This is a genomic window from Pseudomonas sp. WSY_20, from assembly GCF_043104335.1.
In the GTDB taxonomy this organism is placed as follows: domain Bacteria; phylum Pseudomonadota; class Gammaproteobacteria; order Pseudomonadales; family Pseudomonadaceae; genus Aquipseudomonas; species Aquipseudomonas parafulva_B.
On record NZ_JBICKP010000023.1, the window covers coordinates 91539 to 106576 of the forward strand.

Consider the following 15038-nt stretch of genomic DNA (forward strand, 5'->3'; position numbering starts at 1 on the left):
GCCGCTGCATGGAATGCTGCCGACGCGTGCATCTGCTTGCTGATACCGCCGCAATGGACCGCGGCGACGGTGTCTGCCGGCACCTGGATGAAATCAACGCCGGTTGCCGCATCTATGACCAGCGGCCGGACGCCTGCCGCATTGATCGGCAGTACGAACTGCACTATCGCCAGGCAATGAGTTGGGAAACGTTCGTAAAAATCAATGAAGCCGGGTGCAGGCAATTGCAGGCTCTTGGCGTTGGCGAGGACGCCGGAGCAATCGTGGCCTCTACAGACAACTGCAACACACAACCATAGAGACTTCAGAATGGGTATTAGCTATCGCGCGGATGATGACCTGGCCTTTCTGCAATATTGCCGGGAAGACGATATCCGCAACCTGGCGGCCTATCTCATGTTCGACAAGGACGGAGAAAAGCGAAGAGCAAGCGAAATCGCCGACGATCCGCAATTCAAGAAGCTGCAGGGCCAGCCAGATCAATGGCGGCGCTGCTGGCAACTGGTTGCTGGTGAGCTACAACATTTCGCTGGAGACTCAATCGTCAACCTGTTCCGCCGTCAGGGTGTGCTTTACAAGGAAATGCTTTGCGACGTCTGCGACAAGACCGATGTGAAGTACGACAGCAAAGCCAGCGCCTACGCCATCGAAAACCAGCTTATCGAAAAGCTGGTGGCAAAGAGCTGGGAGCAAATGTCGCCGGAACAGCAGCGGAGCACAGCCGAAGACATGAACCTGAACGGCTCGCTCGGGGCGGTGCCGCTGGTCGCGATCGTCAATGCCATTCGTTCAGGTGGCCTGGGCTCGTTGCAGTGGTCATCCTGGCTTGCCAAGGGCGCCACTGCTTCATTCAGCAATGCAGTCGGGGTAACCCTGGGTGGTGCTGCGGCTCTGGTAGGTGGGCGCGCGGTAGCGGCCATCGCCGGGCCTTTGGCAGCGATCGCCGTCACCGTTCCTCTGCTCAGCGGTACGGCGTACCGGGTCACTATCCCGGCTGTCATTCAAATCGCGTTCATGCGGCGACAGTATGAAAAAGAGGATCACTTCTAATGCAGGCAGCAGCAGAACTTCTGGAAAAAATCTGGGTGCTCGACGAGACGGCCTTTTCAGACGCCCTCATCGATGCGCTGGCAGCAGGCAAGGCAGTCATTCATGACGGCGTGGCCTATTACGCGGCGGGCAGTGGCAAGACGGGTGTCATCCAGCACCTACCATTCAAGGAAACCGTGTTCAAGTCCGCCGAAGAAGCACTCAAGGCCGCACAGATGACCACCGTGATGGCTACCGCCGCGTCCACCTGCGTGATTCTCGGTGCGCTGATCATCCAGACCAAATACCTGGCGGCAAAACTCGACAAGATCCAGAACACCGTCGACGAAATCGCCAAAGAACTGCATACCCAGAACATCATCTATTACATGGACAAGGTCACCGACTACATCGGCAGTATCGAAGTCGCCCGCACCTTGCTCAAGGACCGCAGCCTGGCTAGCGAAATTAAGGAGGTGGCCTTCCCTTTGCTGGCGTCAGCCGCAGCCAAGCGCAACCATGCGATGTCGTTCATCGACAACATTCTGGCGTTAGCGCAAAACAGCAACGAGTTGGGCAGCAAACACTACGAGCTGGTAGTCAACTTCGCGCACATGATGCTGGAGGTCATGCCGCTCGGCATCCATACTGAATATTTGCTGGCGGCCCGGGTAGGCAAACCGATGTTCGCGCAACTGATACTTGAAGATGGCGCAGAGCGTTACCAGGCCGCAATGCAACAATATAAAGCATTCCTCAATGCTCAACATCGCGAACTGGTACGGGGTAACATGGGTGACAAAACCGTGGTCCTGCAGCGCATCGAAGACAAGGCAAGGCACCTGATTCAGTCGCAAGAGAACCAGCTACTGCTCACCTTGCCCTATGGCCCTATGGCAACGCTCGAGGCTGCGTAGGTTCACTAGCCAGCACAGTCGAGAAAGGGGCTCGAACATGAGCCCCAGCCCGGCTGAATCAAACGCGGCTCGCTCACCAGTCATCCGCAGGTGTTTTCCCAGCATGAACAGCTTGCGTTCACTTGCGCAGTAACTCATGTCGGAAGCGCGCCTCCAGCGAGGGTATTTCCAGCAGTACATCTTCATCCTCATAAACATCGTAGGAGCGCTCCATCTCGATGTCTCCCGCCATGAATGCCTCATCGAAGGGAGCATCCTCGTCGATCTCTTCGTAAAGCGCAGATGTGTAGCCCTTGATCCACAGCTTGCGCTTGTCGGCGCTGACGACATAACCCGAAGTGTACTCATTACCTGCCAAGCGATCCGGTTCGGCGGTACCCTTGCGAGACAACCCAGTGATTGCGATCACCAGATGCGCCAGCTCATCCATGTCCGGGCATACAAATGCATGAAAGTCCGGCCAGAACGCCCTGTCCCCCTCCGAAGCGCGCCACCCTTTGGTGTCGTTGACCTCGCTCAGATCTTCGTAGGGGTGCGAGTGGAACGTGCCGATCAGCTCCAACTGCGGCCAATACTCGCCGAAGAAATCCCGCTTCATCGCGATGGACTCGAAATCAGGTCGCACCCAGTCAGTATGCCGCAGTGCCGAGGTCTCGACAGTGGCGACCACCGCGACCAGGCGCGCCGGCACACCCTCACGTACCGGCAACGCATATCCCCACAGCAATCCGAACGTCTCGAGCTTCTTGTTGCTTCGCCCTCGAGCATGAGCTCTGTGTGACACTTCGTAAGCTTCAATGGCCGAAGTGAGCAGTTGTGGCAGAACATGATCCTCAACGATGACCTGCGTTCGCATTTATTCCTCCTTGGTTTCTGATTGCTTGCCATGTTCCGTGGGGCGCGTATTCATCTCCCATGCCAGTACTGGCAAATTGCCGCAATCTTAACCCGTTTCCCTATGGAGTGCCGGTACACAGGTACAAACAACCACAAGCTTCCCGATACCCTCGAACGAGTCGTCGATGCCACACTCGGCACGCGTCAAACCGCCTCTCCCCCCGCCTCCCACGCCGCCTTCTCACGCTTCATCTCACTATATTCGCGATACAACTCGTACCCCTTGGTAACGATCACGATAAACCCAACAACGGCAAAGATATTCTTCATGGCTGCATTCTCCTTATTGATTGATTTGCCCGCCCATGCTCTAAAACCGCCGCCGCGCCAGCAACTCCGCCACCGTTCCGGCCAACCACCCAGCAGCGCGCACCTTCAATTCCTTGCTCCTACACTTCGGGCAATGGTCGACCCACTCCCCCGGCGCCAACTCATCACTTCGCGGCGCCACTGTTTTCGTCCAACCGCAACCTTCACATTCAACAGTGAAGGGCCTGGGTTTGATGGGCATGTTTAAGCTCCTTGGTCCCTGTACAAACTCGTTGCACCAACCACATTCAACTACCGGGATAAGCCAGCTCGATCTGCTGATCGAACGCGCCGCCAATCCCACAGTAGTCAAGCGGAACGCGCTCAATGTCTTCGGCAACCTGCGCAATCACCTGGCGCAGTTCCAGGCGTTCGAGCCAGCGGGCCGGAATGCCGCCAGCACCATGCAGCGCCCCCAGCAAGTGCCCGACTACAAGCCCCGTGCTGGCGCTGTCACCACTGTGATTCACCGCCATGATCACCCCTTCTTCGAACGAGGGCGCCGTCAGCGCGCACCACAGCCCAATCGCCAGCACCTGCTCGGCAGCCCAGCCATCGACAAAATTACCAATGCGATGCGGGGTCGGTGCATAGCCCTCGTAAAAGAAGAACAGCACACGCTCGACAAGGCCACAGATATCTTTCATCCCAGGGACTTTCCCGTACCGGGCCAAAGTTTGCGTCACAGCGTGCTCCAAGCTGGCTTGCCGATCTACAACACGCTGAAGCAGGTCAGCGAACAGCCCTGCCGCCAAGTAGGCCGTCGGGTGCCCGTGCGTCAGGCGCCCGGACTGCGCTGCGTAGTCGAATGCGTTGGCGAAGAATGCGCATGGTGCAACGCGCACCAAAGCACCGCAGCCTTTGCTGTAGTTTTTGGCGACCGCACCCAACCGGCCGCTGGCCTTGAGGGCATTCAGGCTGGTGGTGTCCGGGGCACGACGCGACCAGAGCGCCATATGCTCGATCAGCCAGCCATCCGTTACGACCGGTATCACCGAGGGATGATCCTGGGTCGTCAGCCAGCGTAGCAACGCGTGGTGAATTACGCTGGGCACATGGCATGGCTGCCGCGAACTGCCAAGCACAAAAGCCCGCAGCAAGCCTTCAGCGGTAAACAGCATCATCTGCGTAGCGTCGCTGATGGCACCGGTGATGCCGTAAGCCTGGGCAAAATCACTGATGCCCTGCGCACCGAACCTGGCCTCGATCACAGGCCACTCAAGCAACTCCACGGGAGAGCCCAGCGCATCTCCGACGGCTCCCCCCAGCAGGCAGCCGCTGATCCGTTCAATTCTGTTCATATCGTCCCTTAACACCCTTCACCAGAAGCTAGGTCCTGCAAAATCACCAGCTTGCGCTGCAACTGCGCAACATGCTCCCGCTCTGCGCGCAACGCCGACCGCAGCTCGCGGTTTTCCATTTCCCAAATCTGTAGCCAGCGCAGGTCCCTCTGACAGTGCTCGACCTTTTTCCCAAGCTCACCGAGCTTCAAAGCCTGTTGAATCAGCACCAGCAGGATGATCCCCATCGCCACCAAGGCCCCTGTCGCAACCACTTCCGGCATAGTCATGCTCATATCCTTTTCTGCCCCCGAAGTATTCCGAAGACAAATCGAAGATATGTAATGCAAAACTACACGTCTAGAATGTAGACTTATACAGGTAAAGTAATCGCGCACAAGGAGAGGGTATGAAACGCAAGCAATCCGTCGAGCAGGTACGCTGGGACCTGGCACTTCGCTATCGTTTGATTGAGACCGTTGCCTGGTGGGAAGGCCGGCTGACCACGGGGCACTTGATGCAGAGCTTTGGAATCAGTCGCCAGCAGGCGTCCAAGGACATCAACACCTACATCACCGAGCATGCGCCCAAAAACTTGACATATGACAAGCAACTCAAAGGGTATGTACCGAGCAAGCAGTTCAAGCCGCTCTTCATCGACGACAGCGCCAGCGCCTATCTTCATCTGCTCTACCAGAACAATGAGCGGGCCCCGCACATCGACGGCCTCGCACTGGCCTATGCGCACACCAAGGTGCTGGAGGTGCCGGATCGACCCATCCGCCCGGAGGTCCTGCGCCCTTTGCTCAAGGCCTGCCGTGAGGGTCTGCGCCTAGAAACCGAATACGTGTCGTTCAACACCCCCAACGTCGAGGTTCGCCTGATCGCACCTCACACACTGGTCTACACCGGCATGCGCTGGCATGTGCGGGCTTACTGCGAAAAGAATGGCCAATACCGCGACTTCGTGCTGAGCCGCTTGCGCGGGCAGCCGGATTTGCTCGACGCCTCACCGAATACGCGCGAGCTGGATGAAGACTGGAACACCGAGATTCCGGTGATCATCGAGCCCGACGGACGCTTGAACGAGGCGCAGAAGGCAATCATCGAGACGGACTTCGGTATGACCCAGGGGCAGTTGGTTGTGCCCAGCCGCAGGGCGCTGGTGAAGTATGTGCTGCAGCGCTATCAGATTGACCGGCGCAGCCTGGCCATGAGCCCCGAGGCCCAGCAAATTGTCGTGAGCAACCTCAAAGAGCTGAAGCCGTGGTTGTTGCATGATTGAAATCGCGAGTCTCTCAGACAAGGGGCTCAATGCCCTTGGTCGATGGCTCGCTCACAGAGGTTCAGCTACAGCTGTAACTGCTGCGGTCGGCACACATCTGCTGCCAGATATATGCCGCGCCCAGGTAGTTGTCGATTTCCCGGATTAACAGCTGCGCCGCTATGTCGTGATGGCACGCCAGCTTGGCAACGTCTCGGGCGGTGTGGCCCACGTTGTTCCTCGCGCTCAGGTCCAGGCAGAACGTCCGGTAGTGGTTGGCGAAGTAGTTCGCAGCCTTGCTGTGGCCGTGCACGGCCAGCCAATGGAGTGGAGTATTACCTGCCGCATCACGGTCATTCAGACTGCGGCCCTGCCGGTATCGATTGGCGAGCACCTTGATGATGCCGCGTTTGCTGTGCAAACGAACATGGTTGACAGGGGCCAGAAAGCTGCCGAGGCCTTTCCAGTCCAGAAGCGCCTTGTCTCCCTCGGCCCCGAACGCCTCCAACCTGTCGATCCATATCGAGCGGTTAAGTCGGTAGGCGATGTCCAGTGGCGTGTTTTCGGCGCGGTCGCGCTCGTTCATCGCTGCAGGAGCAAATAGCCGCAAGTGCTCGGTGTCGTCGAAAAGCACGGCGGCATGCCAGACTCCTATTTCTAGCGCCAACAGGTCGTCGATGCCGAAGCGCGTCGTCTTGAGAGTCTTTTCCATCACGGCAAGCAATGCGGGCGGATAAGTCATGACACGTTTTCCCGAATAGATAGAAACACCGAGGCCGCTATTCACACCGGGACGACTGCTTTTCCTCCCGTCCATAGCGGATCGCCATACACAAGCCGTTGACCAGATTCATGTCTTGCGGCGTCTGACAGCGAATGGCCGTCAGGTCCGGGCTGGCAACGATGCAAGCCAGCGTTTTGGCGCGACTGACCGCTACATTCAAACGGTTTTTCGAGTACAGGAAGCCAATGTCCCTTGGCAGGTAGTCTTCATTCGACGTCGCCATAGATACGATGACAATTTCCGCCTCTTGCCCCTGAAATTTGTCCACGGTTCCAACACGCGCGCCGGCAGGCAGAACCTGCCTCAACAGCTGAACCTGCAGGTTGTAAGGCGCCACGACCAGAATGTTTTCACTGCTAACCACGTATTCATCACCGTTTTTGTCCACATATCGCTGACGCAAGAAGTACTCGTACAGCGCTTTGACATAGGCAGCCTCTTCCTCGGAACTCTGGCCATTGCCATCATGTTCCACAGCGCAGAACATCAGCCCGCTGTCCGGTATTTCTGGTCGCTCTCCGTCGAGCAGCAACAACTGCCGCTCGGTACCCGGCGCCGATGTGAGCTGGCCTTCGTATACTGCCAAGGAAATGAAGGAGCAAACCTGAGGATGCATCCGCCAAGTCTGCGCCAGGAACACCCCTCGGTCGGGCGCGATGGCAGGCGTGCCGTCCAGCAGGTAGTCGAGTGTAGAGTCACCGGAACGGCCCGGATGCACGCCTTGCACAGGTTGCGATAGCTGCATCTGGTCACCCATCAGCACGATGTTACGTGCCGCCATGCCCATGGTGACTAGATTCGCCACGCTCACCTGCCCTGCTTCATCAATGAATAGGTAATCCAACTGTTCGGTAAAGCTCGCATCGGCAAACAACCAAGCAGTCCCGGCGCTCAGGTCGATAGCCGGGCCCCAGTTGTCGAGGAATTCCGTTTTGTCCTCGATGGAGCGGATGCAACGGCCAGTGAAATCCGTGCCCTCGCCTTCCGATGACTTTTTCAGTCCCTTGAATGTGACGCCCTCTACTTGTGCACGCGCTTCAACAGCCGCTAAGAGATTGTTGATGGCATAGTGCGAATTGGAGGTTACCCCGATGCGCTTGCCGGCTTTGAGCAGGTCAACGATCACATGCGAGCCGGTGTAGGTCTTGCCGGCACCTGGCGGCCCCTGAATGAACAGCACACTGTCCTCGAGGTTGCGTACCACCTGCTTGATGGCATCGGTCGTTGCCAGGTCCTGATTAAGCAGAGGCGTACCTGGCTCGATGCCTTTAACCCGTGGTGCGCGTCGATAGAGGAAATCCGCCACCGCCTGGAAGCGTTGCTCACCAGCTAAGACGCTATCGGCATAACGAAACAGTGCCTTGCGCAGCGGCGTGGACGGTATTGGCCTGCCGGGAATCATGTCAAAGGCTTCCGGTGGCGCCTTTTTTGCGGTGGCCTTGAATGTCGCCAGGCACGCGTCATGGTCCAGACTGACCAGTTGCACACTGGCCAACGATTCTGGGATGACACCTTGGGATCCCGAACGCATTTTGCTTTCCTGCGGCTCGAAACTGTATTCGAACAGGAACGAATTATTGATCGGTTCCGGCGGCGTTTTTGTACGCTGCAAACCGGCGAGGCTCTCGATATCCTCCAGCAACTCTCCGGTCGTCATGTCCTGGCGGCTGAACAGCTGCCACCACACCGGCTTTTCTGCCCTACGGTAGAAGTCGAGCAGTTGGAAGGTCAGTACCCTGACCTGATCCTCTTCGCTCAGTGCGCATTCTTCGGACGGCAAGCCAGCAAGCAGTCGATCACGATAATTTGCCAGCAGAACCTCGATCTCCTTCTGCTCTGCTACGGCTTTCTCGCCCTCAGCATGCGGTACGGCAAGAGCCTCGACGCCCAACGGACTTATGGTTGCAAGCCAGTTGCGTAACAAATACGTAGAAAGCACATCGTCTTCGTTGTACCGCTCGATCTGCTCGAGCAATGCTGGCTCACCAGTCTCTTTCCAGCGCTCATAGAACACGATGCTCGCACCGGCATTGGTAACATCACCGTCGCGCTTTGCCATGTAGAAGTGTTCGATGTTCTTGATCGAGTAGCTGGGTTCCGAGACCCGGATCGCTTCACGCACCACCTTGTAAAGGTCAATCAATTTGCCATTGCGCAGCAGCCAGTCCACTTGCGCCTCTCGCGTACCGTGCTGGCTCATCAGGCGCTTGATGGCCGTTTCTTCATAGCTGGCATAGTGGTAGACATGCGCATTCGGGTAACGCTCAAGGTGCGCGATGACCCAGTCGATGAACTGCTCGAACGCGATCTTTTCTTCGTCCCGGCTGTGCGCCCAAAAAGCTTTGAAGGTTTGTTCACCGCCTTCGTCTATATACAGGCCGAAGAGGTACTCCAGGCCACCCTCCTCCAGAGGATTACCTTCCATATCGAAGAACAGATCACCCTCGACTGCAGAAGGCATACGGCCAAAGCCACGCCGCTGCCCCATGACCGGCAACAGCTCGTACAACGGGGTATCGCTGGAGCGCCCCTGAAACTGCAGGCGCGCCTGATGGCGTAACTTGTTCAGTGACTCCACTTGCAGCTTGGGTATACGCAAGTCATCGCCACTGGCCGCCAACTGTTGCAAGGTGGTCACACCGCCGACCTGTAATTTCTTGATTTGCGAGCGGCTGATACCAGCGACTGCCAACAGATGGTCATCCTGTAGACGTTGTTCAGTGCAACGATCACGCCACCCACAAAAACCACAATGCCCACACGGGTCCGGGTAGGTGACCCGAGGTCCGTCAATGTTCACGAACGCAGTGAAACGCTGCAGCACCTGCTCTAGGTAATCCGCGTAGTCAGCAACCCGGTAGGCCTGTTCGGTACGCGCAACATCACCCAGCACGATGTACATGAACTGTGGCTGTACGCCCTGAATCGCTATCAGCATCCGCGAATAAAGCGCAACCTGCACCAGAAACTTGGCCTTTGTATTCTTGGCCAACTTGGTGTCGATCACTTCATAGCTGTGGCCACCCAACGCCGACGGCCGAGGCACTTTGCGCAGGAAGTCGGCATGCCCGATAAAGGCGCCTTCCTGAAGCGAGGCCTGAAAGATGATGTCCGCACCAGCCTGCATGGCTTCGATGGTCAGCTCCACCCGCCGAGGGAAGCTCGGATTACCCTCAGCGACGTCGACTACGTGGGCATGGTTGCTCTTGAGCCGTTCAAGAAATGCTGCTTCGTGGGCCAGCCCTTTGTCCTGGATCAAGCGGTTCTGCTCGCTTGCCGGGGCTTTCTCCATCGGCGCGACCAGGTGTTGCAGGTCCAGCGCTGTCAGATGCTGGCATTCCAGGAAGCCGCAGATGTCCGAGGCGGAATACAGCCGAGTCCCATTTCGAGCTTGCATGGTTGTAGTGCCTCCGGCGTGGCTCAGGCGTCGAGCGAGCAACCTTGGTAGAACTGCTCGAACAAGGGCGTTGGCAAGTGCTGCACATCGAGCAGGCCGAAGTGCTTGCCTACGCTGCGCCCTACGGCCATGAGTGTTCTCGCGGAGTTCTCGGTACCGGCAGCCAGCGTTTACGACGTAGTCGACACGTTCCTTGTCGCTCTCTGCGCGGGCATAGGCATTGCCAGTGATAAATACATCAACCAGGCAGACACTGACGCGCTCGTCCCCCACCGTGAACGGCTCGAGCGTTTCACCAGACAAGGCTGCTCGCAGTCCGTCCTCACCACCTTCAACTATGCGTTCAAGGACAGCAAGCGAGCGACCGAACAAGTCAAACTCGTCAATGGAAAACGGGAAGCAATAGCCCTGTGCAGTAGCGCGTGAGAGCGTTTTCCCATTGCGCGGCTCAGCCACCAGCCAATCAACGAACGCGTTTTTATTGTCTGGCGCACCGCTGTGACGGAAGGCCAAGTAGTCACTGAGCACCTGGCCAAAAGGATGACCCGTGGGCACCCAGCCGCTATTGCCAGACTCGCGCAGCGATACTTCGCCCTGCTCGCCAACAGCTTGGGCCTCAGGTACTGGTGTCAGGCCAAAGCAGCGAAGGTCATAGCCGAGCATGAAAAGGCTCGCCTCGAATGCATGGCATCGCGCGGGCATAGCCCCTTGGTCGGCAAACCAGCCTGTGCGCCCGAGCAACGCGCGGACAATCCAGCCCAAGCGGACCTGCCAGCGCGCCCACTCAGCGTATTCGATCGCCGAGAACTGCGGCGCTGCCAAACAATTGGCAAACGCACCGGGGTTGCGGATTTGGTCGCCACGCGCGCCGCCGGACGGAAACCTCAGCAGAGGTTTGCCACGCCCTGCCCACTGCTGGCGGAACAGCGCATACAACATGGCAATCGCGGCGCCCACACGGCTGTCATAGATCGGCGAACCGGACAAGTCTAGCAAGGCGTGAATCTTGGTCAGGCCCGAATCGAAACGCTCGACACTGCTGAGGTCATCCAGGTCATTGTCGGCATCGAGCGCCATGAGCCCAGCCATCTTCTTCAGGTAGCTCGACAACTCGCCGCTGGCCGCCAGCCGATGCAAGAATGGAATGGCGCCCCGCACGCCGCCCCAGCGCAGAATCTGCAAACAGGCCTGAAGCGCTTGTTGCTCATCACCGGCGTGGACACCAGCCGACAGCCACTCACGCAATTGCCTAAGCGAGCCCTGGGTCTGCATCCAGGTTTCAGAGTCGACCGCGCTCTGGTGGCTGTCGCGCCAGCTTGCCTTCCAGCGGTAATGCTCAAGGACCTGCTCTATCCCCTGTACATCGACCGTCAAACCGCCGGGCACAAACTTGCTGGACTTGAATCGCAGCTTGAAGGTGAGTACCGGCAAGTTGGCTGCCAGCCATTCAATGAAAGCCTCAACTTCGGGTTGTGCCAGGAAGTCATCACGCTTCATGCCAGCCGCCTTGCAGGTAGTGTCGAATGGCCATACCCTAAGCAAAATGACAGGCTGCGTCCACGTTGTCTGTTCATACAGGTAAACAATTGGAGCAGGTTCGGGTGCCCTGGCCATATAGTTTCCAGCGCCAGCGGCGAGTCGCTCATTTAGCTGTAAAGTTTTCAGACACACATCAGCTCTTTACGGACCGCGCGCCCCCTCAAGGATCATCACCTCATGGACCATCAAGCACTCAAGACCCGACACCGCCAAGAACGTGAGGGCCATCACCCCAACCTCACCTTGCGTGCTCATCGAGCACTGAGCTGGCTGAACCGCGCTGAGCAGACTGATGATATTGATGGACGCTTTATCTTTCTGTGGATCGCCTTCAACTCGGCATACGCGACGGACATTGATGAAGAGTTCCGCCTGTCCGAACAGCCCACCTTTAAGGCATTTCTCGAAAACTCTGTGCCTTGCACAAGAACAGCCTGATCGAAAATCTGGTGTGGTCCGAGTTCTCTGGCAGTATTAGCATCTTGCTTGACAACCCTTATGTGTTTCGGAGTTTCTGGGATTACCAGAACGGCAAAATCAGCGAGCCACTGTGGACCGAACGCTTTACCAACGGTCGTAAAACCGCGCAGCAAGCACTGGCCAATCGCAACACCGCGGCCGTGCTAGGGGTGCTGTTCAACCGGATCTACACCCTGCGCAACCAGATCATGCATGGCGGTGCCACTTGGAACAGCAGCGTCAATCGAGATCAACTGCGCGACTGTGCCAACCTGCTCGGCAGGCTGGTTCCGGTCATCATTCTGCTGATGTTGGATAACCCGGATACATTGTGGGGTGATGCATGTTATCCCGTGGTTGTTTAGCTCAGTGACCACACTTGGACCTGGGTCGCCCGACGCTGGGCGCCCGAGCCGGTCATCGGCAAACCAGGAATACTTCTCGCAGTATTCCAATCGGTATTCCAGCCAAAATTACAAACCGATACTCCCACTATTAATCAATATGTTACTGACTTAATTCAGATTACCCCGGCACACCGAAGTTTCAGATCACTTTTATGCGCATGTTGGTGCCTGGGATCTGGAAACCGCTAGGTCAATATCGCTTGAAACGAGCCCCGATGTCGTGTTCCGTGAAGCACCGCCAACGGCCGGACGTCTCTGAAAACACGTTCACGAGTAGCTCTTCCGACCCAAAATCTCAGAATCCCCCCCTTCCCTGTAGTCCATTTCCCAAAGACACTCCCAACCCACCTTTCCCATTGCGGTCGTTTTTCCACCGCCTTAGTCTCAGCACGTCGTTGCACATCAACGACTAGCTTTGACAGGCTGATGACGACCAAACACGCGGATTGCCTATGGCGGCTGTGTGTGGGGCACCTCGTGTGCGCCGGTTTGGTCTTCACCGGTCTGTCAACCCATGCACAGCTGCCACCACTTGTTTGACAGCAAGCGTTGGTCGCTCCACTGAGGACCAGAACATGCTGAAGATCGTCCCCGACCCACCACCCACACCCGTCACCCTGGAAGACACCCTAACCCTAGCCGCCGACTACGCCCTCTGCGCCGAAGCCGTGGCCCAACAAGCCCTCCTCATGCAGCCCCGCTCTCCGGCAGCCCCACTGATCATGGCCTCCATGCACGAGCTGGAATGCCTGCGCCGCCTGCTGGAATCCGCCCTCCTGCAAATCCATCACCCTCCCTCGCGACACCCCACGCACTAACCCTCAAGCCCCTGGCTCAAGCAAAACGGCAGTAACCCAGCCGCAGCACAAAACAGCCAGCCCAAAAAACTTCAGGGAGCCACACCCATGTCCACCCCAGACACCCCCCGCACCCTCGGCCAAACCGTCTTCTACCAGGGCGAAAACCACACCCACGCACTGTTCCGCATCGAACCCGGCATCCCTTGCCAACACGCACGCGAACAGGCTTCGGAATTAATGGGTTACGCCCGCGACCTCACGCTCGAAGGCTTGATGGAAGACAAACCCAAACTGATCTGGGCCGCCCATTACCTCTGCGCACTCGGCAAAGCCCTGCTAGACGATGCTGAACTGGGCATGATGCGCTAAGCCTATAGATCCCCGGCGGAATGAGGCTGCTCATGGCGCCGGGACATGGCTCGTGGGTGAAGCTTGCGGGAGCTCATAAAAGAGCCGTGAAATCCAACGACCCAAGCCCAAGCCCAAGCCCAAGCCCAAGCCGTTATCGTTTCTTATCGCCTTCTACTCTGGCGAAGCGACAACTATCCAGACACCGCGGGCGCCCTTCTGCCACGTCGCGGATATTGCGATGCATCAACATGCCAGTAATCTCAGCACTGAAAGTTTAGCGTTCCTACAGCCTCCACCTCAAAAGCAAGCTGAAACTTTCAGATTATTTTCTTTCCTTGTAGTCCGCTTCTCAAAGACACACGAAATCCGCCGTACCTATTGCGGTGCCTTGCCCCTACCCTTAGCCTCGCGTGTCGTTGCCTATCGCCATGCTTGCCCTGAAACGCTAATGCCTACCCAACATGCGGAATATCAAGGGCGGCTACGTGTAAAGCACCTAAACGTGTCTTTGCATTCCCTAAGCACAAAACTGTACTCAAGGAAGAAACACATACCCATGACAGCCGAATCTACGTCCACAACCGTCCAGCAAAACCAGTCCTCCCACCCACCGCCCGAACCCTCTGCCCCCAACTCCACCCGGCAAGCAGTATTCAAACTGCTTGCCGATATCAAATGGTGGCTGCCAGTAGTTTCAACGCTTATCTCAATCTTGCTCCTCACCAAGTACCTTTGGGTAATCCATCACCCAGAGTTGATTTTGAGCTCGTTAGGTAACCCCTCAAACTTGGTTGCCTGGTTATTCTTCAGCCTGCTGGTACTCGCCTCTCTGCTGATCGTCGTATCGGTGCCCTCTTGGGTCTTCACGCTGAGCATGTCTGTATGCAACGTTGACAGAGAGCTGGAAAAGAAGCTCGCCTTACGCTTTGGCCTGATCGTAGTCGGGGGCTATTTACTGCTATCGCTCAACCTGCTGGGGGCAATCTTTGGTTTCACCATGGCCCCAGCCTACTTCTTCCCTATCGTCGTAGCCGCTGCCATTTGTGCGCTGCTGATTGTGCTTCGCCGCAATCCGCCCCTGCACGAGAAAGTACTGGAACTGCCACCTGGCCCCCGCAAACCTGCTCATCGCAAAATCTTTTACATAGCCGTCGTTGGCTGGCTCGGTGTACTGCTGGCATTCACTTCGATGAGCGGCGTCATGCCCGCCCAGCTAGCCATCATGACCTGGCGAGGCGGAGAGAGCGATGAGGAAGCCATTTGGGCTATCGTGCTCTGCTTGCTGATCATGACGCTGTACCTGGCGCCGGTCATCGTCTTTTACCGGGCAGAGGGCGATGCGATGGGCCGCATCGGTCGAGCCGCATTGACATTACTTGGGTGCGTTTTCGTCAATGCAATGCTGTTGCCGGCCTTCGTGGACTTGTGGGTTTACTCCGCCGCCAATCTGATCAAGATCAGAGACAATACCGAGCTTAGCTATGTGTTGAGCGAAAAGGACTACCCGAAAGAGGTGTTCAGTAGTGCCACGTGGCAACTGGAAAGCTATGAGGGGCCCAATGGTTTGTACAGTGTTAGAGGGTTCCGTCTGTTCCGCTTCGGCGA

General features: G+C 57.2%; 13 protein-coding genes and 1 pseudogene. 8 read left to right on the forward strand and 6 right to left on the reverse strand.

Annotated features, from left to right (window positions below):
• The first annotated feature begins 26 nt into the window (after positions 1–26).
• From ACF8E5_RS08370 to ACF8E5_RS08380, 3 genes are read left to right on the forward strand one after another with little or no spacing between them, the layout of a single operon-like run.
• Positions 27–299 (forward strand): YkgJ family cysteine cluster protein, encoded by a 273-nt coding sequence (locus tag ACF8E5_RS08370; protein WP_392475127.1) that lies wholly within the window; start codon positions 27–29, stop codon positions 297–299.
• Positions 300–309: 10 nt separating this feature from the next.
• Positions 310–1050: a DUF3944 domain-containing protein gene (locus ACF8E5_RS08375; protein ID WP_392475129.1), complete on the forward strand. Its 741-nt coding sequence runs from the start codon at positions 310–312 to the stop codon at positions 1048–1050.
• The gene (locus ACF8E5_RS08380; RefSeq protein WP_392475130.1) at positions 1050–1946 is read left to right on the forward strand and encodes a hypothetical protein; all 897 of its coding nucleotides are present in this window, start codon (positions 1050–1052) and stop codon (positions 1944–1946) included. Before ACF8E5_RS08375 ends, ACF8E5_RS08380 begins: the two co-directional genes overlap by 1 nt.
• A 118-nt stretch (positions 1947–2064) precedes the next feature.
• Here the strand turns inward: ACF8E5_RS08380 and ACF8E5_RS08385 are convergent, their stop codons facing one another.
• The 4 genes from ACF8E5_RS08385 to ACF8E5_RS08400 all read right to left on the reverse strand — a co-directional run bounded on the left by ACF8E5_RS08385 (position 2065) and on the right by ACF8E5_RS08400 (position 4722).
• The gene (locus tag ACF8E5_RS08385; protein WP_392475131.1) at positions 2065–2802 is read right to left on the reverse strand and encodes a hypothetical protein; all 738 of its coding nucleotides are present in this window, start codon (positions 2800–2802) and stop codon (positions 2065–2067) included.
• 185 nt (positions 2803–2987) lie between these two features.
• Entirely contained in the window at positions 2988–3113 is a 126-nt protein-coding gene (locus ACF8E5_RS08390; RefSeq protein ID WP_392475132.1) for a hypothetical protein, read from the reverse strand.
• 287 nt (positions 3114–3400) lie between these two features.
• Positions 3401–4453, reverse strand: coding sequence for an ADP-ribosylglycohydrolase family protein (locus tag ACF8E5_RS08395; protein ID WP_196125445.1), 1053 nt, complete (start codon positions 4451–4453; stop codon positions 3401–3403).
• A gap of 8 nt (positions 4454–4461) precedes the next feature.
• Complete coding sequence (locus tag ACF8E5_RS08400; RefSeq protein WP_144968035.1) at positions 4462–4722, reverse strand: hypothetical protein; 261 nt, start codon at positions 4720–4722, stop codon at positions 4462–4464.
• 119 nt (positions 4723–4841) lie between these two features.
• Between ACF8E5_RS08400 and ACF8E5_RS08405 the strand changes: the two genes are divergently transcribed.
• Positions 4842–5717 (forward strand): WYL domain-containing protein, encoded by an 876-nt coding sequence (locus ACF8E5_RS08405; protein ID WP_196125447.1) that lies wholly within the window; start codon positions 4842–4844, stop codon positions 5715–5717.
• 61 nt (positions 5718–5778) lie between these two features.
• Here the strand turns inward: ACF8E5_RS08405 and ACF8E5_RS08410 are convergent, their stop codons facing one another.
• Together ACF8E5_RS08410 and ACF8E5_RS08415 are read right to left on the reverse strand one after the other, a co-directional pair.
• Positions 5779–6438, reverse strand: a complete 660-nt coding sequence (locus ACF8E5_RS08410; RefSeq protein ID WP_392475133.1) for an ankyrin repeat domain-containing protein — start codon at positions 6436–6438, stop codon at positions 5779–5781.
• 37 nt (positions 6439–6475) lie between these two features.
• Positions 6476–10954, reverse strand: coding sequence for a TM0106 family RecB-like putative nuclease (locus ACF8E5_RS08415; protein ID WP_392475134.1), 4479 nt, complete (start codon positions 10952–10954; stop codon positions 6476–6478).
• A 639-nt stretch (positions 10955–11593) separates the two neighbouring features.
• Here ACF8E5_RS08415 and ACF8E5_RS08420 point away from each other — a divergent pair.
• From ACF8E5_RS08420 to ACF8E5_RS08435, 4 genes and pseudogenes are all read left to right on the forward strand, one after another.
• Positions 11594–12240, forward strand: a pseudogene (locus ACF8E5_RS08420) (hypothetical protein).
• A 617-nt stretch (positions 12241–12857) separates the two neighbouring features.
• Entirely contained in the window at positions 12858–13100 is a 243-nt protein-coding gene (locus ACF8E5_RS08425) for a hypothetical protein (protein ID WP_392475135.1), read from the forward strand.
• An 87-nt stretch (positions 13101–13187) separates the two neighbouring features.
• Positions 13188–13451: a DUF3077 domain-containing protein gene (locus ACF8E5_RS08430; RefSeq protein ID WP_392475136.1), complete on the forward strand. Its 264-nt coding sequence runs from the start codon at positions 13188–13190 to the stop codon at positions 13449–13451.
• A 538-nt stretch (positions 13452–13989) separates the two neighbouring features.
• Positions 13990–15038: hypothetical protein (locus tag ACF8E5_RS08435; RefSeq protein ID WP_392475137.1), on the forward strand; the 1049-nt coding region annotated here is incomplete at its 3' end.